Source organism: Chelativorans intermedius, from assembly GCF_025398255.1.
Lineage (GTDB): Bacteria > Pseudomonadota > Alphaproteobacteria > Rhizobiales > Rhizobiaceae > Chelativorans > Chelativorans intermedius.
In genome coordinates, this window is record NZ_JAODNW010000002.1 from 266,136 (window position 1) to 284,569 (window position 18,434).

An 18,434-nucleotide genomic window follows, 5' to 3' on the forward strand; every position below is an offset into this window, starting at 1 on the left:
GTCAACGTCTCAGTGCTCCCCCGTCTCCAGCCAGCGCACCTCCGCCGGCGACAGCTCAAGCGCCAGTGCCGTCAGGCTGTCGTCGAGCTCCATAAGACGCCGCGGGCCGATGAGCGGCACCACGGGGAAGGGCTGGGCAAGCGCATAGGCCAGCGCCACATGGATCGGCTTGACGCCGCGGGCCCGCGCCATCTCCTCGGCGCGGTCGCGGCGGACAAAGTTGTCCTCGCTGTACCAGCAGCGCACCAGCTCCTCATTGTCGCGCTTGTCCCGTCCCGCCCGCTCGGTAAAGAAGCCACGCCCCTGGCTCGACCAGGCGAAGTTGGGGATCTGGCGTTCGGTGAGCCACGCCTTCCACGCCCCGTCCGAGGCGCTCACGCAGCCCGGCCAGATGGGGTCGATCATCTGCGCCAGCGAAAAGTTGTTGGATAGGACGCCGGGCGCCGTCCGGCCATTCCTTCGGGCATAGTCGATCGCCTCCTGCATGCGCTCCATCGACCAGTTGGAGCCGCCGAACAGCCCGCGGATGCGGCCGGCCCTGACCTCGGCATCCATGGCATCGACGAACTCCCCCACCGGCACGTCCGGGTTGTCGCGGTGCATGAAATAGATGTCCACATGGTCGCTCTTCAGCCGCTCCAGGGACTGATCGAGCTGCCGGGCGATCACATCGGGGTAGGTAAGCGGCGAATGTGCCCCCTTGCCGATCACCACCGCCTCGTCGCGCACGCCGCGGCTTTCGAGCCACGCACCGAGGATCGCCTCGGTGCGTCCGCCGCCATAGATGAAGGCGGTGTCGAAGACATTGCCGCCCGCCTCGAAGAAGGCGTCGAGCAGGATTGCGGCGCTCGCGAAATCGGGAAAGTCCTCAAAGCCGAGCGCCACCTGGCTCAACGGCTTGGCAATCCCGGGCAATGTCTTTCGGGCGATCGTCTCGCTGCGCCTTTGCAGCCGCTCGCCGGCCAGCGTGGTGCGCCGCAGCGCCGGCTTCTCGATCTCGTAGACGAGCCCTGCCGCGGCGCGCCAGCGGTCGAGTGCGCGCATGTTGCCGAGCGTGTCGTCCCAGCTCATGCCGGGGCTGGTGAAGGCCTGCCGCCCGGCATGCACGGCCGCGGCCACCGCGTCCACCTCGAAGGCGTAGAGCCAACGCTCCTCGGCCACGGCTACGGTCTCGCGTGTCCCGTCGGGGCGGATGATCTCGATGTTGCCGATGCCGCCCTCCTTGCCGCCTGCAAACCAGAAATCGGCCACCTCGATGCGCCCCTGCGTGCCGAAGATGCGCAACATGTTGTCCTGGGACAGCGAGATCGAACAGGAGACCTCGGCGATGATGTCGTTCTCGAAATGCAGGATGGCCGAGGCCCACTCGTCCACCCCCGTCGCGCCCAGATGCGCGGTGCCGGCCACCTTCACCGGATCGAGAAAGGGGCGGCCCTCCACCGCGCCGGCCAGAAGCCGCGCCATGGAGACCGGATAGCAGCCGACATCCAGAATGCCGCCACCGGCCAGACGATTGGCATAGAGCCGGTGCTCCGGCATGACGGCGGGCATGGCAAAGCCGAAGCTGGACTTGATCATCCGCACCTTGCCGATGGCACCGCCAGCCACCAGCTCCACCAGCTTCGCGGTCTGCGGATGGAAACGGTACATGAAGGCCTCGCCCATGAAGGCGCCGGCCTTGCGCGCTTCGTGAAAGACGGCATCGGCCTCATGGGCCGAGAGCGCAAACGGCTTCTCGCACAGGACGTGCTTGCCCGCCCGCGCGGCCTTGATGGCCCACTCGGCATGCAGGGGGTGCGGCGTGGCGATATAGACCGCTTCCACGTCCGGGTCCTCAAGGAGCGCCTGATAGCCCGCAACCACGCGCGCGCCGGGAAAATCCCGGCCGTAGCGCGGATCGTCCGGCCGGCGCGCCCCGATGGCCGCAAGCGTGCCTGTCTCGGAGTGGGCGATGCCGCCGGCAAAAGCCTTGGCGATGTTTCCGGGGCCGAGAATGCCCCAGCGCAGTTTCGAGGAGGAGGTCATGGGAGGCAAGATTTCCTTTTCTGGAATGGACATTGTCAGCGCAGGCGTGCGCCGGAGGCTTCGAGCGCCGCAGCGGCGATGTTCGAGCTTCAGATGCTGATCTCGAAGGATTGGGCAAATGCCGGGGTACCGCCCGCCATCAGGGCAAACGCCAGGGTGGCGCGGCCGATTGTGGTGCGCATGGAATCCTCCCTTTCCTGTTGCCCGAAGACCGGGCTTCCCATAGCTTAAGGCAAGCTTTCGTCGCGTCACTTTCAAAGGGAAGGCGGAGTCGTTGGATGGTAAGATAGCCGGCAAGCGCTATTGGGAGCCCGCCAAGAGCACCGTCGAGAAGGTTCCCAACAGCCTCGTGGTCAGCCACCAGCAGCCGGGCATCATGCGTACCGCGCACTGGCATGCCCAGGTGGAGATCAACTACGTCTTTCGTGGCCGGGTAGACTATCGCATGCACGGCCACGACGCGAAGCTGAGGGCAGGGGACCTGTGCCTGTTCTGGGGCGGGCTGCCGCATCAGGTGGTGGATACTTCCGAGGACGCCTGGTATGTCGCCATCCATCTGCCGCTGGTGCATTTCTTCCGCCTGCGGCTGACGGCACAGATGCAGCAGAAGCTGATGCGTGGGGCAACGCTCGTCACCGGCAGCCCGGGCGGGAGCGACGATGCCGACTTCAATCGCTGGTCGCGCTATCTCTGCTCGGGCGAGGAAGCGCGCATCAACCACGCCATCGACGAGCTTCTCCTGCGTATCGAACGCATCCGCTTCGAGCCGCACCGGCTTCTGGAAAGCCCCGGCAGGCCGCTGACGAGGGCCGAAGCGCCGGACCGCACGAGCTTTCACAATATCGGGCGCATCTGCGCCTTCATCGCGGAAAACTTCCGCCACGACATCGATTCCACCGCCATTGCGCTGTCGGCCGACATCCATCCCAAATACGCCATGAGCGTCTTCAAGAAATCCACCGGCATGACGCTCAACGAATATGTGAGCCTGCTCCGGCTCTCCTACGCCCAGGCGCTGCTCATGCAGGAGGACGCCAATGTGCTGCGGGTGGCCATGGACAGCGGCTTCGGCTCGCTGTCGGCTTTTACCAAATGTTTCCGCAAGATCGCCGGCATGAGTCCCTCCGACTTCCGCCAGCGCCTGCGCACCCGCCCGCAGATGCCCCTTGCCGCCGCCCCGCAAGAACGGCTTTAGCAAGCCGCACCCTTGGAGGCACGGCGCGCGGCGCTATCCGCCGGGTTCGGCGATGGCGAGGATAAGCTCCGGGAAGGCAATCAGCAGGGCGACGATCACCATGTCGGCCAGAAGGAACAGGGTAACGCCGCGAAAGATGTCGCCGAGACCTGCATATTGACCCGCCACATTGCGGATCACGAAGACGTTCATGCCAAGGGGCGGCGTGATCATGCCCACTTCGAGAAGCTTTACCAGAAGGACGCCAAACCACACCAGGCTCACCGAGGCGGCCTCCAGCAGCGGCAGGAGAATGGGCAGCGTAATGAGCATGGCTCCGAAAGGCTCCATGAACATGCCTAGAACGACGTAGAGCGCAACGATCATCATCATCATTTCCAGATAGCCCACATCCCAGGCATTGACCGTCTGGCTGATGAAGCCAGCCGTGCCGCTCAAGCCCAGAAAGCGGGTGAACATCACCGCCCCCACCCCGATGATGAAGAGGGAGACCGAGGTTCCCACCGTTTCGAGGAGCGCGGCACGGAAGCCCTGCCAGCTCAAAGCACGGGTAAGACAGGCGATCACGATGGCGCCGGCTGCCCCGATGGCGCCGGCCTCCGTTGCGGTGAACAGGCCGCCGAAAAGGCCGCCGAATACGAGGAAGATCAGAGTGAGAAGCGGCCAGATGGCCTTGAAAACGGTCGCATGTGCCTGTGCTGGATCATGCGTGTCGGGCGTTGGCATGATCTCGGGGCGCAGCCGAGCAACGGCAAAGATCATCAGGCAATAGGTGGCGGCGGTCATCAGCCCCACGGAGATGCCGCCCAGAAAGACTTTGGTCACCGAGGCTTCGGCAAAAACGCCGTAGATGATCATGAGAATGGAGGGCGGGATGAGTGCACCGATGGTGCCGCCGGCGGCCAGCGTGCCGGTCGCAAAGCTTGGCCTGTAGCCTGCCCGGATCATCTCCGGGATGGCAATCCGCCCCATCGCCGCAGCACATGCCAGGCTCGACCCGCTCACCGACGCAAAGCCCGTGCAGGCAAGCACGCCCGCCATGCCAAGCCCGCCCGGCACGCGGCGCAGCGCCCGGTTGGCGGCAGCGAACAGGTTGGTCGTCAGACCCGCATGATAGGCAACAAAGCCCATCAGCAGAAACATGGGCACCGCCGAGAGTGTCCAGCTCGCCACGAAGTCATAAGGCGTGGTGGTGAGGATACCGACCGCCGGCTCGAAGCCCAGCATCAGCCAGATACCGCCAAAGGAAACCAGAATGAGGGCAACGGCCACCGGCACCCGCAGCGCCAGAAGGACCAGAAGGACAGCGATTCCGGCAAGCCCAGTCGATATGCTCACCGCGCGTGCCCTCCATCGCCGGATGGTGCGGGGCGGGAAACGCCAAGCCTCGCCTCCTGCCCGGCAAGGCACAGGCAGAGCTTCAGTGCGCTGACCAGAGCCGCAAGCGCAAAGCCCAGGGGAAGAATGAAGTATCCCGGCCACACCGGGACGGCGACACTGAGCGAGAGGACGAAACTGCCAGCCTCGTATTCGCGCATAGCGGCAAACCATGTGGTGTAGGTGAGAAAGGCAAAGGCTGTGAAGGTGAGCAGGTGCACGAAGAGCCGGTTGATGCGGTCGAATGGACCCCTGAAGAGTGCCGAGAAAATGTCGACCGCGATCATCTCGCCGCGCCGTTCGGCCCAGGCAAGCGGCAGAAAGGCAATTAGAACCATGTAATAGCGCGAAACGACTTCCACCGTTGCCGGTATCGGCCGGGCGAAGATCTGTCTGCCGATCACGTCTGCCGTCACGTGCACAAGCATGGCCAGCGCCCCGGCCGCGCCGAGAAGCGCCAGAAGGTTTGTGAGGAGACGCAGAAGCCCCGAAATGGCGGCCTGCATGGCAATCCCTCCTGCCAGCGAAAGGAAAGGCCGCGCGCCACAGCGCGCGACCGGCGGCGGCTACAGGCCGTAGCTGTCGTAATCGACCTTGTCCCAGATCTCCCGCTGGATCGCCTCGGCGATGGTCGCGGGATCATGGCCGGCCTCCTCGACAATCCCCGTCCATTTGTCGACGAGCGCGCGGAAGCGCTCGATCTTGGCCTGTGCATCGGTGATGGCGTACTGGTTTTCGGCGATGCCGACCACCGCCTTGAGGTCTTCTTCGAGGAAGGCTTGCGTGGCCTCGAACAGGGACTGGTCGGGCTCGATGAAGGTCAACCCCGCCTTTCTGGCCTCCCGGCGCGCGACCTGCGAGCGCTCATAGCCCCAGTCCTGGGTAAAGGCCACATTCGCCTTGTTGGCCGCCCGCATGAAACCGCGGCGCTCCTGCGGCGTCATGGCGCGCCAGGCATCGCCGTTCACCGCAAAGTTCACCGTCGCATGGTAGGTGCCAAGCGGCAGGTCGATCACGAATTTCGCGAGGTCGACGAGGCGAAAAGACAGCAGATCGGCCGCCGAGCCCATCGTGCCGTCGATCACGCCCTGCGACATCGTCTCAAAGGTGTCGCCGACGGGGACATTGACCGGCGAGGCCCCGACATACTCCGCCCAGCGCGCGAACGGCGAACCGCCACTGCGCAGCCGCAGCCCCTTGATGTCGGCAAGCGTCCGCACGGGTTTCGTCGTCAACAGCACGTAGACATCCGAGGAGCCGGAACCCGCGAAGACGGCGCCCAGCTTGTCGAACTCGGCCCGGCAGTCCGTACATGTGACGATATACTCAGTCATGGCCGCGGCCATCGCATGCGGATCGCGGCCGAGAAAGGCCAGATCGCCCATGAGTGCCGCATTCGGCAGGTCGCCGGGGAAATACAGCGGCAGGAGATTGCCGACCTGCACCACGCCGGATTGCAATGCGCCCTTCATATTGCCGACAGTGGCAACCTCCGGCCCGAGAATGCGGCCGGTCAATGCCCCATCCGTCTGCCGGGGCAATTCCTCGGCGAGGGTCTCGTAGAGCGGCGCATGGGCCGGATGGGTGGGTGGCGCCCCCGGCGCCAGCCGCAGTTCCTCCGCCCCGCCCATGTCGGCGCAAAGCCAAAGCCCCGCGGCCAGCCCCATGGCAACAGCAAATGGTCTCATCGTTTCTCCTCCACGTTTGCGTGTTCCTCCGCACGCATCCAAAGTGCCGGACGGCCACAACAGGCACGCCGGTCAAATGTTCAGCAGGCGCCTTGCATTCTCCTTGAGAATGAGCGGGCGCACGCCCTCCTTGATGTCGAGCTTCTCGAAATCCGCGAGCCAACGGTCCGGGGCGATCGCCGGCCAGTCCGAACCGAAAAGAACCCGGTCCTTGAGCAGCGAATTGGCGTATTTTACCAGGATCGGCGGGAAATATTTCGGCGACCAGCCGGACAGGTCGATCCAGACATTGGGCTTGTGGGTGGCGACCGCCAGCGCTTCCTCCTGCCAGGGGAAGGATGGATGCGCCATCACGATCTGCATGTCCGGGAAATCGGCGGCAACATCGTCCAGATAAAGCGGGTTGGAGTATTTGAGCCGCATGCGGTTGCCGCCGCGCATGCCGGCGCCTACCCCGGTTTGGCCGGTGTGGAAAAGGGCCGGAACTCCGGCCTCCTGAATCGCTTCATAGAGCACATAGGCACTGCGGTCGTTGGGATAGAAGCCCTGCATGGTGGGATGGAACTTGAAGCCGCGAATGCCGAAATGCTCCACCAGCCGCCGCGCCTCACGCGCGCCCGCCCGGCCCCTGGCGGGATCGATGCTGGCGAAGGGGATGAGGATGTCACTGTGCTCGGCGGCCAGCTCCGCCATCTCCTCATTGTTGTAGCGGCGGTAGCCAGTCTCCCGCTCGGCATCGACCGGAAAGATCACGGCGCCAATCCTGCGTTCGCGGAAATAGGCGGCCGTTTCCGGCAATGTGGGCGGGTAGGTGAAGGGAGCGCGAAAATAGGCCGCCATGGCCGCCTGGAATTCCGCATAGCCATCGTCGATATGTGTCCCGCAGGGCTCCTCGGCATGGGTGTGGAAGTCGATGGCGACAAGGGCGTCCGGATCAAGCATCGCGACCTCCGATTTCAAAGGGGTGTTCAAAGCGGTGGCCAGCCGCACACTTTCCTGAGCAGCGCGAGAAACTGGTGGCGCTCCTCGCCGTTGAGCATTGAAAGCGCCCGCTCATCAGCCCTGCGCATGAGTGGCATGAAGCCCTCGATCAGCGTGCGGCCGGCACCGGTGATGCGCAGTTCGATCGCCCGGCGGTCATGCGGGGGTACGACCCTTTCCAGAAGGCCCCGTTCTTCCAGCGAGCGCACCAGTTTGGTCATGTTGGACCATTTGATTTTCAGGACATCGGCAATCACGCCCTGGCGCACGCCAGGGTTTTCGCGGATGGCAAGCAGCAGCGTAAGCTCTCCGATCCTGAGGTCGTTGCGCTGCAACTCCGCAAAGGTGCGCTCGAAGACGGTAAGCTGGGCGATGCGCAGCAAGAAGCCTATGGAATCCTCGAACGGTCCGAAGGACAGCCCTGCCTTTGCGTCCGCTTGTGCTTCGTCACCGACGATTGCAGCGCCCGTCACGCTCATCCCCGAGCCTCCTCACCATTGGGGATGGGAAGGCGTGCCGCCTTCTTTTCCAGAAAGGCGCGCAGGCGCTGGCGCGCCTCCGGCGTGGACTGGGTGAGGGAGGCAGCTACGGACTCGAAGAACAACCCCTCGTCATGACCGCTGTCGTGAATACGCTGTAGCGCGTTGATGATCAGATAGTTGGAAAGCGGCGCATTGCCGGCTGCCACCCGCGCCAGCTCAAGGGCCTTGTCGAAAGCGCCCCCAGGAGCGGCGAGATAGTTGACGATGCCGTATCGCTCTGCCTCCTCGGCTGTCAGCACCCGGCCGGTCAGCATCATGTCCATCATGCGCGGCGCGCCCATCAGGCGCGTGGCGTTCACCGAGCCGCCTCCGCCCACGAAAATGCCCCTTTGGCCTTCGGGGAGGGCGAAATAGGTGCCGGGCTCGGCCACCCGCACGTGCCCCACCGCCGCCAGCTCAAGGCCGCCACCGACCACCGCACCGTTCAGCGCCACGAAATAGGGGATCGCGCCGTAGCGGATGCGATCGAAGACGGCGTGCCACCCACGCGAACCGAAGATGCCCTGCATCAACGACTTCTCGACATGCTCGGCAAGATCGAGCCCGGCGCTGAAATGCTTTCCCCTTGCCCTGAGTACGGCCGCCTTGGCCTCTGCCGCTGCACGGTCGACCGCCACGCCGAGGTCGCCGAGCATGGCATCGTTCATCGCGTTGCGCTTTTCCGGGCGGTTGAGGGTCAGCACCGCGATGTCGCCAATGGGCTGGTATTCGACGAGCGGCATGCGTTCTCCATCTTGCGTGGCCGAGGCAAAATTGACACTATACACTAGTGAACTATTGATTAATGAACTAAATTGCTCGCCTGTGTCAAGGAGCTTGCCGGGAGGAAAAGGGCAGGCTTGCCGAGGGAGGAGCCGATGCGTCACGCCGCGTGGGAGACCATTAACCAGGCACCGGTGCGTCCGGTGCGGTGTGCAGAACCGAAAATCAAGGTTCGCCACGGCCCCGACGGCAGTCTCTATGTCGAGCAGGAAGACCGTTTGCCGGCCTATCCCGAGCGCATTTCGGACATGCTGGAGCATTGGGCCCGCCACACACCCGACAGGATCCTGTTTGCCGACCGCGGCAGCGACGGCAACTGGCGCCGGCTGAGCTACGCGCAGGCGCTTGAGAAGACGCGCCGTCTCGGCCAGTTCCTGATCGACAGCGGCGTGTCGCCCGACGCGCCTCTTGCCATTCTGTCCGGCAACGATCTCGAACACGCCTTGCTGGCGCTCGCCGCCGTCTATGTCGGTCTGCCCTATGCGGCCATCTCCCCGGCCTATTCCCTTGTTTCAGAGGATTATTCGCGATTGCGCGAAACCTTCGAGACCATTCGCCCCGGACTCGTCTTCGCAAACGACGCACAGCGCTTTGCGCCGGCCATCGAGGCAGTGGCCGGTGGCGTCAAGCGGCTCCACGCGAGGGGCGCGCAAAGCGTGGGGGAGGATTTCTCGCACGCCCTGACAAGCGAACCCACCGCCGCAGTCGACAAGGCACGCCTTGCCGTAACGGGCGATACCATTGCCAAGTTCCTGTTCACCTCCGGCTCCACCGGATCGCCGAAGGCGGTGATCAACACAAACCGCATGATCTGTTCCAACCAGATCATGACCCGTGAGACCTTTGCCTATTTCAGGGACGAGCCGCCGCTGCTTCTCGATTGGGCACCTTGGCATCACACGGCCGGCGGCAACAAGCTCTTCTATATGCCGCTCTTCAACGGCGGTACGCTCTATATCGACGATGGCAGGCCGACGCCGGCGGAGATCGGCAAGACCGTGCGCAATCTGAAGGAGATCGCGCCGAACTGGTATTTCAATGTGCCGAAAGGCTATGAGGCGCTTATTCCCCATCTGGAGGCGGACGCGTCGTTGCGCGAAAATTTCTTCAGGCACCTCAAGATGCTCTGGTATGCCGGTGCAGGCATGGCTCAGCACACCTGGGACACGCTCGAAAGGCTGGCCGTCGAGACCACGGGCGAGCGCATCCTGATCGCCACGGGACTTGGCGCCACGGAGACCGCGCCCGTGGCGCTGATGTGCACCTGGCCGCAGGAGAGGGCGGGCAATGTCGGTCTGCCCTGCAAAGGCGTCTCGCTAAAGCTGGTGCCCTTTGAGGGAAAGTTTGATGCGCGCCTGAAGGGTCCCAACATCACCCCCGGCTACTGGAGGGCGCCGCAGGCGACCGCGGAAGCCTTTGATGAGGAGGGCTACTATCGTCTCGGCGATGCCCTGCGCTTTGCCGATCCTGACAATGTGGCTGCCGGCTTCTTCTTCGATGGGCGCACGGCGGAGAATTTCAAGCTCGACACCGGTACCTGGGTCAACACCGGAGCGTTGAGGACGGCCTTCATCAACCATTTCGGCGTGGCGGTCCGGGAGGTGGCGATCGCCGGGGCAGATCGGCCCTATGTGGCAGCGCTGGTCTTTCCCGATGTCGAACGCCTGTCGCGGATTGCGGGCATCTCGGGGCACGCGGATGCAGCGGCGGTCTTTGCTCATCCCGCCGTTCGTGCGCATCTGCGCGCGAAGCTGCAAAGCCTGGCCGCGGAAAGCACGGGTTCGTCGACGCTTGTTCGACGCATGATCCTTGTCGATCCGCCACCGTCCCTGGACCGGGGCGAGATGACGGACAAGGGGTCGATCAACCAGCGGGCCGTCCTGCGCAACAGGGCCGAATGGGTGGAGGAGCTCTATACGGGGTCCCCGCGCGTGATCGAAATCTGAGCGCCGGTCCCTTTACAAGGCCCGGCACCGATCGACGACACGGCCTACCCAGATATGCCGCAAGGCGGTGCGTTCGTCGCCCTGCGCCGCGGAATCAGCCGTTCAAACACCATACCGGCTCGACCCGCCTGACAGCTTGAAACCCTGCGCAGCCACGAGAGCCGGCTGTTTGAGGCGACCGGTCATCGGTTTCATTGCACAATGTCGGCCATCTGCCCGATCGCCCGCGCAAGCTGCCGCCGTGCGGCGCGGCGTTCGGCCTGAACGTCAGGATCGGCATCGAGCCCAGCCGCGAGCAGGCGTTGGGTATAAGGTTCGTGTGGCGATTCGAAGATCTGGCGCACCGAGCCCTGCTCGACGACCCGCCCCCGTTGCATGACAAGGACCCGGTCCGCGAAATCCCGGACCACCGGCAGGTCATGCGCGATGAAAATGAAGGCAATGCCCAGCCGATCCCGCAATTCGCCCAGCAACGCGATCACCTGCGCCTGGATGGAGACGTCAAGCGCCGAGACCGCCTCATCGCAGATGATCAGATCAGGTTCGAGAGCCAGAGCCCGCGCGATGGCGATGCGCTGGCGTTGCCCCCCGGAAAACTGGTGCGGGTAGCGCTGCGTATGCTCGGGTTTCAGCCCGACCTGTTCCAGCAGTTCGGCCACACGGGTGGGCCACTGAGCCTTTGGCAGGATGTCGGGGTGGATGACCCACGCCTCGGAGATGATATCGTAGACAGACATATGCGGGTTGAGCGACTGGGTCGGATCCTGGAACACCATCTGGAGCTGACGGCGCAGCCCGCCCATCTGGCGGCGAGACTTGGTCAGGACGTCCTCGCCCTTCCATTTCACCGATCCGGCGTCAGCCTCTTCCAGCCGCAATATCAGCCGCGCAATCGTGGACTTGCCCGAGCCGGATTCACCGACGATGGCCAGGGTTTCTCCCGCATGCAGGTCGAAATCCACTGCCTTGAGCGCCTCGAACCCACCGTAGGATTTGCGCAGGCCACGCACTTGCAGGATGGGCGTCCGGCCGCTTTCGGGCTCGCGCATTTCGCCGCGTCCGGGGGCGGCGGCCAACAGCTTGCGGGTGTATGGGTGCTGCGCGTTGTGGTAGAGGCCCCGCGGCGTGCCGCTCTCGACAATGCGACCGCCTTCCATGACGACCGCGCGGTCGCAGGCCTCTGCCACCACACCGAGGTCGTGGGTGATGAGCAGCAGACCCATGCCGGTTTCCTCCTGCAACTCCTCAAGCAGCGAAAGCACATCGGCCTGGACGGTGACGTCCAGTGCCGTGGTCGGCTCGTCGGCAATCAGGATGTCGGGCTTCTGAACGAGGGCCATGGCAATCATCAGACGCTGCCGCTGCCCGCCGGAGAACTGATGCGGATACTTGCGCATGGCGCCTTTCGGATCGGGGATGCCGACCCGTTCGATCAGATCCAGCGCGCGCGCATAGGCTTCGGCCTTCGCCACGCCATGCGCCAGCGCGGTCTCCGCAATCTGCCAGCCGACGGGATAAACCGGGTTCAGATGGCTCAGCGGGTCCTGGAAGATCATCGAGATGCGCTTGCCGTTCAGGCGGCGGCGCTCCTCCTCCGAGGCTTGCAGCAGATCCTGGCCGTCGAACAGGATCTGGCCGCTGGTGATTTCGCCGGGCGGCCTGTCGATCAGGTTCATGATCGCAGCGGCGGACACAGACTTGCCCGAGCCGCTTTCGCCGAGGATGCCAAGTGTCTCGCCCCTGTCGAGGTGCCAGGATATGCCGTTGACCGCGTTGACAACGCCGCCTGTGGTATGGAACCGGACCGAGAGGTTGCGCACTTCAAGAAGATGGTCAGCCATGCTTCCTGCCCCCGACTTCGAGCCGCCACCGTTGCGTCGGGTTCAGCGCGACGCGCATCCAGCTCGATAGAAGGTTGAGCGACATCGTGGTGAGGATGATGGCAAGGCCAGGCCAGAAGGCCAGCCACCAGGCGTTGGTCAGATATTGGCGGCCCTGACTGACCATCAGTCCCCATGTGATCTCGGGCGGCTGGATGCCGATACCCAGGAAAGACAGAGCGGATTCGGCCAGCATGACAAAGGCGAAATCGAGCGTTGCAATGGTCAGAAGCGTCGGCAGGATCACCGGCAGGATGTGCCGGAAGATGATGCGTCGGTTGGAGGCACCCATGACCGTCGCGGCCTGCACGAACATGCGTTCGCGCACCTCCAGCACCTCGGCGCGCGTGGTGCGCAGATAGATGGGGACCCGGGTGATCGCCAGCACCAGAACAAGATTGGCGATCGACGGTGCCAGCACATAGAGGACGATCACCGCCAGCAGAAGCGATGGAAAGGACATGATCACGTCGGCAAGGCGCATGATGACCTCGCCCAACCAGCGCCCGGCATAGCCCGCGATCAGGCCCAGCGTTGCCCCCACCAGGAGCGAGGCGATGACGGCGCTGGCGGCGATCGCCATGGTGTTTTGCGCAGCGACGATGATGCGCGCCAGAAGCGGCCGTCCCAGCGCGTCGCCGCCGAGGATGAAGAAGACGCCGCGCTCCAGCGAGAAGGGTGGGGCGTTGCGGGCACGCAGATTGGTGCCGGAGGCCAGCTCGTTCAGTGTCAGCGGACCGAGGATCGCGCAAAGCAGTACGATCAGCAGGAACACTGCGGCAGCGCAGGCCAGCTTGTCCGCCCAAAGCATGCGCAGGACGGTGCGCAGGCCCGCACGGGCCTGCATCGCCGGCCGGGTATTGGTGGGTAAGACGGAAGACCCCATACTCTCGTCCTCAGGCCCGAATCCGCGGATCAAGCAGCGCATAGGCGATGTCGATCAGGATGTTCATGATGAAGATGGCGATTGCGGTCACCATGATCGAGGCCAGGATCACGTTGAAGTCGCGCTGGAGGATCGAATCGATCATGAGCTTTCCAACCCCGGGAAAGCCGAAGATGGTCTCGACCACCACCGCCCCGTTCAGAAGCGCGGCGGCCTGATCGCCAATCACGGTGATGACGGGCAGCATGGCGTTGCGTAGGGTGTGGACGAAGATGATCGGCCGGTTCCGCACCCCCTTGGCGCGGGCGGTCTTCACATAGGCAGAGCCAAGCGCGGTGATCATGGCGCCGCGCACCACCTGAAGGATAAGGCCGAAAGGCCGGATGAACAGGACTGCAATCGGAAGGATCCAATGCCAGACCGTTCCCGTTCCCGAGGTCGGCAGCCAACCCAGATTGACGGCGAAGATGACGATCCCGACGATCGCGACCCAGAAATCGGGGGCCGAGGCGCCGATCAACGAAAGGACAGACGCGAACCGGTCGAAAGGGCGGCCGACATGGAAGGCGGCGATGGAGCCGACGACGATCGCGGCCACCGCCACGAGCGCCATGGTGACAAGCGCGAGCCACAGCGTCCAGATGAAAGCCTCCAGCACCACATCGAGTGCCGGGCGCGCCTTTCGCAGGCTGTCGCCGAAGTCGAGCCGCGCGAGATCGGCCATGTAACGACCGAACTGGACCATAAGCGGGTCGTTCAGCCCGTGAATCTCGCGAAAATTGTGGCGCATCTCCTCCGAGGCGTCCACCGGCAGGTACAAGGCCGCCGGGTCGCCCGTCAGGCGCGACAGGAAGAAGACCAGAACGATCAGTACGAAGAGCGAGACGAAGCTCGACAGCGCCCGTTTGCCCAGCATCGACTTCATCGTAGAGGCTCCCTCCAAAAAAGGGACGCGCGGGACTGGAAATCTCCCGCGCGCCATATCTGCGAGGCCCTACTTCAGGCCAATTTCGGCCAGCTGAAGCTGGCTGTTGGTGGCGATGGTCGGAGTGAAATCGACGCGCTCACCGACCCGGGCATGACCGACCATGTGGAACAGCAGCACATCGGCGATCACCTCGTCGTGCAGATAGGCGAACAGTTCCCTCCACAACGCTTCGCGCTTCTCCCCCGTTGCCGCGGTCGCCGCTTCGATCAGCTCGTCCACGCGGGCGTCGGCGATGCCTGATTGACGGCCCTCGGAATGATACTTGAAGTACATCGAAAAGACCGGATCTCCCCGCGAATTGTCGTGTTGCGCGCCGACAAGGATCGGCTGGGTCTGGACATAGGGCTTGGAGTAGTACTGCTCGTGCTCGGCCACTTCAACCATCTGCAGGCGGACGTTGAACCCGACCTCCGAGAGCATCGACTGGATCGCCTCGAAGGTTTCGGTTGCGCCGGGGAAGTTGGCGGTGCGGCCCACCAGCAGGATCTCGGCATCGACGGGCACACCATCCGCCTTGGCCTCTGCCAGCAGCGCTTTGGCGCGCTCGGGATCATAGCCCCAGGGCTCGATGTCGCCGTTCCACCCCAGCGTGGTCGGCGGCACGATGGCCACGGCAATCTCGGTGCCCGCCGCCAGGACGGTGCCGATGAAGGCGTCACGGTCAATGGCAAGGTTCAGCGCCTCGCGGACCCGCTTGTCGTTCAGCGGCGGCACGCTGTGGTCGATGCGCAGATAGGTGGTCTCCGAATTCGGATAGGCCACATCCATGTCGGTCGTCGCGTCGATGGCGGAGATCGAAGGCGCGATGTCGGCTTCGCCGGCCGCGACCATGGCTGCCCGTACCGAGGGGTCGGCCCGGAACACGTAAGTTGCGCGCGCCACCTCCGGCTGCTCGCCCCAGTAGTCGCCGCGCCGCTCCAGCGTGATGCTCTGGCCCGGCGTCCAGTCGGTCATCACATAGGGGCCGGTGCCAACCGGCTCGCGCGTGAATTCGATCGGGGTTTCCGACGGGACGATGGTCAGAAGCGACAGCAGCAGCGGCAGGATCGGCTGCGCCGGCTCGGCGGTGAAGTCGATCGTGTGCGCGTCCACCACGGTCGGCGTGATCTCGATGCCTTCATAGTAGCGCGAGATCTCGCAGGTGATCTGGTCGCTGCCTGCACGCTCAAACGAATGCTTGACGTCCTCGGCGTCGAAGGCGGACCCGTCGGAGAAGGTTACACCCTGGCGCAGGTGGAAACGCCAGGTGCCGTCATCGACCAGTTCCCAGCTTTCGGCCAGACGCGGCTTGAGCCCCTCGCCTCCGCGCACATCGAGCTCGGTGAGGGTTTCGCTGATGTTGCCCAGCACGATGCGCCCAATGTTGGAGCGGGTCGCCATGCAAGGCTCGACCAGGTCGGGCTCCTCGGCCAGAACGACGGTGACGCTCGCATCCTGCGCGAAGGCCGGGGTCAGCGCGCCCGCCGCGGCAAACAGGCTCCCCAAGAGCATTGATCTAGACATGTGTCCTCCCTTTGAGGCGTTGGCCTCGACAGAAATGAAACGGCCGGTCCGCGCCCATCCGGCACCGACACCGCCCGCTGCAGTGGGACCTTCATCATCGATGAAGACAGCGCCTACATATTGGTAAAGTTGATAATCTCTGTCAATCGGAACCTTTTCAAGGGGCAAATACTCCTTTATATACATGTTTATAAAGGCTTTTTCATGTGGCGGCTGCGCATCAAAGGGCAAAGTCGTGTCGACTCATCCAATCAACTTGACAACTTTGAGGCTTTGCCGCAGGCTTCGCCGGCAGCGCTGGAACAGGGAGGACGCCCGGATGACGCCGGATGAGATTGCCGCCAACATGAACGGGATGCTGATGCGGCGAGATGGCGGGCACTGGGCGATCCTGCCAGCCGACACGATCCAGAATCATGCGGCCTTCCTGGATCGTCTGCCCGACGGCGCGCTGGTCTGCGCCTGGTTCGGCGGGACGCTGGAAGGCAAATCCGACATCTCCATCTATGCATCGATTCTCGACGAGGTGGCGATGCGGTGGGGCCCGGTCTCGCGCCTGACCGCGGAGCCGGATCGCTCCGAGCAGAACCCTGTGCTGTTCACGGCGCCCCATGGCGCGACCTGGCTGTTCAACACCGCGCAGCCGGCCGGCAATCAGGACAAGGCGCGTGTCTTCATGCGCCCGCTCACCCGCGACGGCGACCGCCTGATCGCCGGTCCGGCGCGCGACACCGGCCTGCCTGACGGCACCTTCATCCGCAGTCGCCCTTTCCTGCGCGACGATGGTGCCTGGGTGTTGCCGCTGTTTCGCTGCAACCCCCGCGACGGAATCCGTTGGACAGGGGCTTTCGACACTGCCGCCATCGCCGTCAGCACCGATGACGGCCAGAACTGGCGCGTAATCGAGGTGCCCGCCTCGGCCGGCTGTGTGCACATGTCGCCGGTCGCGTTGGGCGGCGGACGGATGGCGGCGTTCTTCCGGCGTCGGCAGGCCGATTTCGTACACCGCTGCGAAAGCGATGACGGTGGCCGCAACTGGAATGCTCCTGTTCCCACGGACCTGCCGAACAACAACAGCTCGATCGGTGTCACGCGGTTGACCGACAGGGTGCTGGGGCTTGTCTGCAACCCGGTTTCGGCCGCAAGCTCGCCCTCGCGTCGGGCCTCGCTCTATGACGAGCTTGACGAAGGCGACAATCGGAGGGAAGCACAGGACGGCTGCCGTCCGATCTGGGGCGTCGAACGCGCGCCCCTGTCATTATGCCTGTCCGCCGATGAAGGCCGGACCTTCCCGATCCGCCATGTGATCGAAGACAGCCCCGGCACCTGCCTGACGAACAACTCCATCGACGGACGCAACAAGGAACTGTCCTATCCCGTGCTCCTGCCGCGCACCGATGGCGGGCTGGACATCGCCTACACCCTCTATCGCCGCGCCATCAGGCATGTACGCCTCGACGCTGCGACCGTTGCAAAGCTTGTCGCTGAAATCACCTGACAGGAGCGCCGCATGCCCACCATGGATCGCCCCATCACTCTCCATCAGCCCAAGCGGCTTGAAATCGGTGTCGGTGCCGTCGCGCGTGTCGGCGAAATGGCCGCCGATGCCGCACGCCCGGTGGTGATCGCATGCGGGGCAACGCGGGAATATGTCGACCGCCTGAAGCTGTCGGGTGACATTCTGTTGATCGACAACGTGCCCTCGGAACCCGATATTCCGGCCTTTGACAGGACGCTCGATGCCACGCGCGCCCACGCGCCCGACCTGGTAATCGGCCTTGGTGGTGGATCGGTTCTCGATATCGCCAAGCTTGTCGCCGCGCTCTGGGACGGTGATCAGACCCTTCGCGATGTTGCGGGCACAAATAGGGTCGAAGGGCGGAACACCCGCCTGTTCCAGATTGCCACTACGGCCGGGACCGGCTCGGAGGCCGGAATCCGTGCGCTCGTGACAGACCCCGACACCAAATCGAAGGTGGCCGTCGAAAGCCCGCACCTGATTGCCGATCTGGCGGTTCTTGACCCCGAACTGACCTATTCCGTCCCGCCCTCTGTCACGGCCGCAACGGGCGTAGATGCGATGGCCCATTGCGTCGAAGCCTTCACAAACATCAGGGCGCATGAGATGGTCGACGGGTTTGCGCGCATGGGCTTCCGGCTGGTCGGCAAATATCTTCGCCGTGCGGTCGAAGACGGCAGGGACAGCGAGGCCCGCGCAGGCATGATGCTGGCCTCCTATTATGGCGGGATCTGCCTGGGGCCGGTGAACACCGCCGCAGGCCACGCGCTGGCTTATCCGCTGAGCACGCACCTGTCGCTGCCGCATGGCCTTGCGAACGCCATCATCTTTCCGCATGTGCTGGCCTTCAACCTGCCGGCCGCGGCCTCAAAGACAGCCGAGGTCGCCGATGCGCTCGGTCTAAGAAACGCGGGCAACCAGGACGCGCTGAAAGCCGCAGCCTTTGGGTTCTGTCGCGACCTTGGGATCGAAATGCAGTTGAAGGCCCATGGCGCGGCTGAAGACGACCTGGCCTTCTGGGCGGAGGAGGCCCATGCCATCCGTCGCCTTATGGACAACAATCCGCGCGACATGGGCGTGCCGGACATCCTCGCGATCTATCGCGACGCCTTCTGAGCCCGCATCGGCAAGGAACAATCCGC

At 64.2% G+C, this 18,434-nt stretch carries 15 protein-coding genes; 4 read left to right on the plus strand and 11 right to left on the minus strand.

Annotated elements, in window-relative coordinates:
* Positions 1 to 9: 9 nt before the first annotated feature.
* A complete protein-coding gene (locus tag NYR58_RS03455; RefSeq protein WP_261519071.1) occupies positions 10 to 2,025 on the minus strand; it encodes an aldo/keto reductase in 2,016 nt (671 codons plus the stop codon).
* 274 nt (positions 2,026 to 2,299) lie between these two features.
* Here NYR58_RS03455 and NYR58_RS03460 point away from each other — a divergent pair, with 274 nt between their 5' ends.
* Positions 2,300 to 3,220: a helix-turn-helix domain-containing protein gene (locus NYR58_RS03460; protein WP_378074601.1), complete on the plus strand. Its 921-nt coding sequence runs from the start codon at positions 2,300 to 2,302 to the stop codon at positions 3,218 to 3,220.
* A gap of 33 nt (positions 3,221 to 3,253) precedes the next feature.
* Here NYR58_RS03460 and NYR58_RS03465 read toward each other — a convergent pair whose 3' ends face one another.
* The 6 genes from NYR58_RS03465 to NYR58_RS03490 all read right to left on the minus strand — a co-directional run bounded on the left by NYR58_RS03465 (position 3,254) and on the right by NYR58_RS03490 (position 8,530).
* On the minus strand, positions 3,254 to 4,558 hold the full coding sequence (locus NYR58_RS03465) for a TRAP transporter large permease (protein ID WP_261519072.1): 1,305 nt from the start codon (positions 4,556 to 4,558) through the stop codon (positions 3,254 to 3,256).
* Positions 4,555 to 5,103, minus strand: a complete 549-nt coding sequence (locus NYR58_RS03470) for a TRAP transporter small permease (RefSeq protein WP_261519073.1) — start codon at positions 5,101 to 5,103, stop codon at positions 4,555 to 4,557. Before NYR58_RS03470 ends, NYR58_RS03465 begins: the two co-directional genes overlap by 4 nt.
* A gap of 60 nt (positions 5,104 to 5,163) precedes the next feature.
* On the minus strand, positions 5,164 to 6,285 hold the full coding sequence (locus NYR58_RS03475) for a C4-dicarboxylate TRAP transporter substrate-binding protein (RefSeq protein ID WP_261519074.1): 1,122 nt from the start codon (positions 6,283 to 6,285) through the stop codon (positions 5,164 to 5,166).
* Positions 6,286 to 6,357: 72 nt separating this feature from the next.
* Positions 6,358 to 7,227, minus strand: a complete 870-nt coding sequence (locus NYR58_RS03480) for an amidohydrolase family protein (protein WP_261519075.1) — start codon at positions 7,225 to 7,227, stop codon at positions 6,358 to 6,360.
* A 26-nt stretch (positions 7,228 to 7,253) separates the two neighbouring features.
* Positions 7,254 to 7,745, minus strand: a complete 492-nt coding sequence (locus tag NYR58_RS03485) for a MarR family winged helix-turn-helix transcriptional regulator (protein ID WP_261519076.1) — start codon at positions 7,743 to 7,745, stop codon at positions 7,254 to 7,256.
* Positions 7,742 to 8,530 carry a crotonase/enoyl-CoA hydratase family protein gene (locus tag NYR58_RS03490; RefSeq protein WP_261519077.1) on the minus strand — a complete coding sequence of 263 codons (789 nt, stop codon included), beginning with the start codon at positions 8,528 to 8,530 and terminating at the stop codon, positions 7,742 to 7,744. The genes NYR58_RS03485 and NYR58_RS03490 overlap by 4 nt, the downstream gene beginning before the upstream one ends.
* Before the next feature lie 135 nt (positions 8,531 to 8,665).
* On the opposite strand from NYR58_RS03490, the gene NYR58_RS03495 reads away from it, so the two are divergent.
* Positions 8,666 to 10,516, plus strand: coding sequence for a feruloyl-CoA synthase (locus NYR58_RS03495; protein WP_261519078.1), 1,851 nt, complete (start codon positions 8,666 to 8,668; stop codon positions 10,514 to 10,516).
* Positions 10,517 to 10,707: 191 nt separating this feature from the next.
* Here the strand turns inward: NYR58_RS03495 and NYR58_RS03500 are convergent, their stop codons facing one another.
* From NYR58_RS03500 to NYR58_RS03515, 4 genes are all read right to left on the minus strand, one after another.
* Entirely contained in the window at positions 10,708 to 12,357 is a 1,650-nt protein-coding gene (locus NYR58_RS03500) for an ABC transporter ATP-binding protein (protein WP_261519079.1), read from the minus strand.
* Positions 12,350 to 13,243 carry an ABC transporter permease gene (locus tag NYR58_RS03505; RefSeq protein ID WP_261519172.1) on the minus strand — a complete coding sequence of 298 codons (894 nt, stop codon included), beginning with the start codon at positions 13,241 to 13,243 and terminating at the stop codon, positions 12,350 to 12,352. Before NYR58_RS03505 ends, NYR58_RS03500 begins: the two co-directional genes overlap by 8 nt.
* A gap of 49 nt (positions 13,244 to 13,292) precedes the next feature.
* Entirely contained in the window at positions 13,293 to 14,207 is a 915-nt protein-coding gene (locus tag NYR58_RS03510) for an ABC transporter permease (protein WP_261519080.1), read from the minus strand.
* A gap of 69 nt (positions 14,208 to 14,276) precedes the next feature.
* Positions 14,277 to 15,773 (minus strand): ABC transporter substrate-binding protein, encoded by a 1,497-nt coding sequence (locus NYR58_RS03515; RefSeq protein WP_261519081.1) that lies wholly within the window; start codon positions 15,771 to 15,773, stop codon positions 14,277 to 14,279.
* Positions 15,774 to 16,092: 319 nt separating this feature from the next.
* Between NYR58_RS03515 and NYR58_RS03520 the strand changes: the two genes are divergently transcribed.
* Both NYR58_RS03520 and NYR58_RS03525 read left to right on the plus strand, forming a co-directional pair.
* Positions 16,093 to 17,271 (plus strand): sialidase family protein, encoded by a 1,179-nt coding sequence (locus tag NYR58_RS03520; RefSeq protein WP_261519082.1) that lies wholly within the window; start codon positions 16,093 to 16,095, stop codon positions 17,269 to 17,271.
* Between the two features lie 12 nt (positions 17,272 to 17,283).
* Positions 17,284 to 18,408: an iron-containing alcohol dehydrogenase gene (locus tag NYR58_RS03525; protein WP_261519083.1), complete on the plus strand. Its 1,125-nt coding sequence runs from the start codon at positions 17,284 to 17,286 to the stop codon at positions 18,406 to 18,408.
* Positions 18,409 to 18,434: the final 26 nt, after the last annotated feature.

Excerpts from the sequence above, each read along its gene's own strand:
- NYR58_RS03455 (WP_261519071.1), bottom strand. The coding sequence starts at position 2,025 with ATGACCTCCTCCTCGAAACTGCGCTGGGGCATTCTCGGCCCCGGAAAC.
- NYR58_RS03470 (WP_261519073.1), bottom strand. The coding sequence starts at position 5,103 with ATGCAGGCCGCCATTTCGGGGCTTCTGCGTCTCCTCACAAACCTTCTG.
- NYR58_RS03475 (WP_261519074.1), bottom strand. The coding sequence starts at position 6,285 with ATGAGACCATTTGCTGTTGCCATGGGGCTGGCCGCGGGGCTTTGGCTT.
- NYR58_RS03480 (WP_261519075.1), bottom strand. The coding sequence starts at position 7,227 with ATGCTTGATCCGGACGCCCTTGTCGCCATCGACTTCCACACCCATGCC.
- NYR58_RS03485 (WP_261519076.1), bottom strand. The coding sequence starts at position 7,745 with ATGAGCGTGACGGGCGCTGCAATCGTCGGTGACGAAGCACAAGCGGAC.
- NYR58_RS03490 (WP_261519077.1), bottom strand. The coding sequence starts at position 8,530 with ATGCCGCTCGTCGAATACCAGCCCATTGGCGACATCGCGGTGCTGACC.
- NYR58_RS03495 (WP_261519078.1), top strand. The coding sequence starts at position 8,666 with ATGCGTCACGCCGCGTGGGAGACCATTAACCAGGCACCGGTGCGTCCG.
- NYR58_RS03500 (WP_261519079.1), bottom strand. The coding sequence starts at position 12,357 with ATGGCTGACCATCTTCTTGAAGTGCGCAACCTCTCGGTCCGGTTCCAT.
- NYR58_RS03505 (WP_261519172.1), bottom strand. The coding sequence starts at position 13,243 with ATGCAGGCCCGTGCGGGCCTGCGCACCGTCCTGCGCATGCTTTGGGCG.
- NYR58_RS03510 (WP_261519080.1), bottom strand. The coding sequence starts at position 14,207 with ATGAAGTCGATGCTGGGCAAACGGGCGCTGTCGAGCTTCGTCTCGCTC.
- NYR58_RS03515 (WP_261519081.1), bottom strand. The coding sequence starts at position 15,773 with ATGTCTAGATCAATGCTCTTGGGGAGCCTGTTTGCCGCGGCGGGCGCG.
- NYR58_RS03520 (WP_261519082.1), top strand. The coding sequence starts at position 16,093 with ATGACGCCGGATGAGATTGCCGCCAACATGAACGGGATGCTGATGCGG.
- NYR58_RS03525 (WP_261519083.1), top strand. The coding sequence starts at position 17,284 with ATGCCCACCATGGATCGCCCCATCACTCTCCATCAGCCCAAGCGGCTT.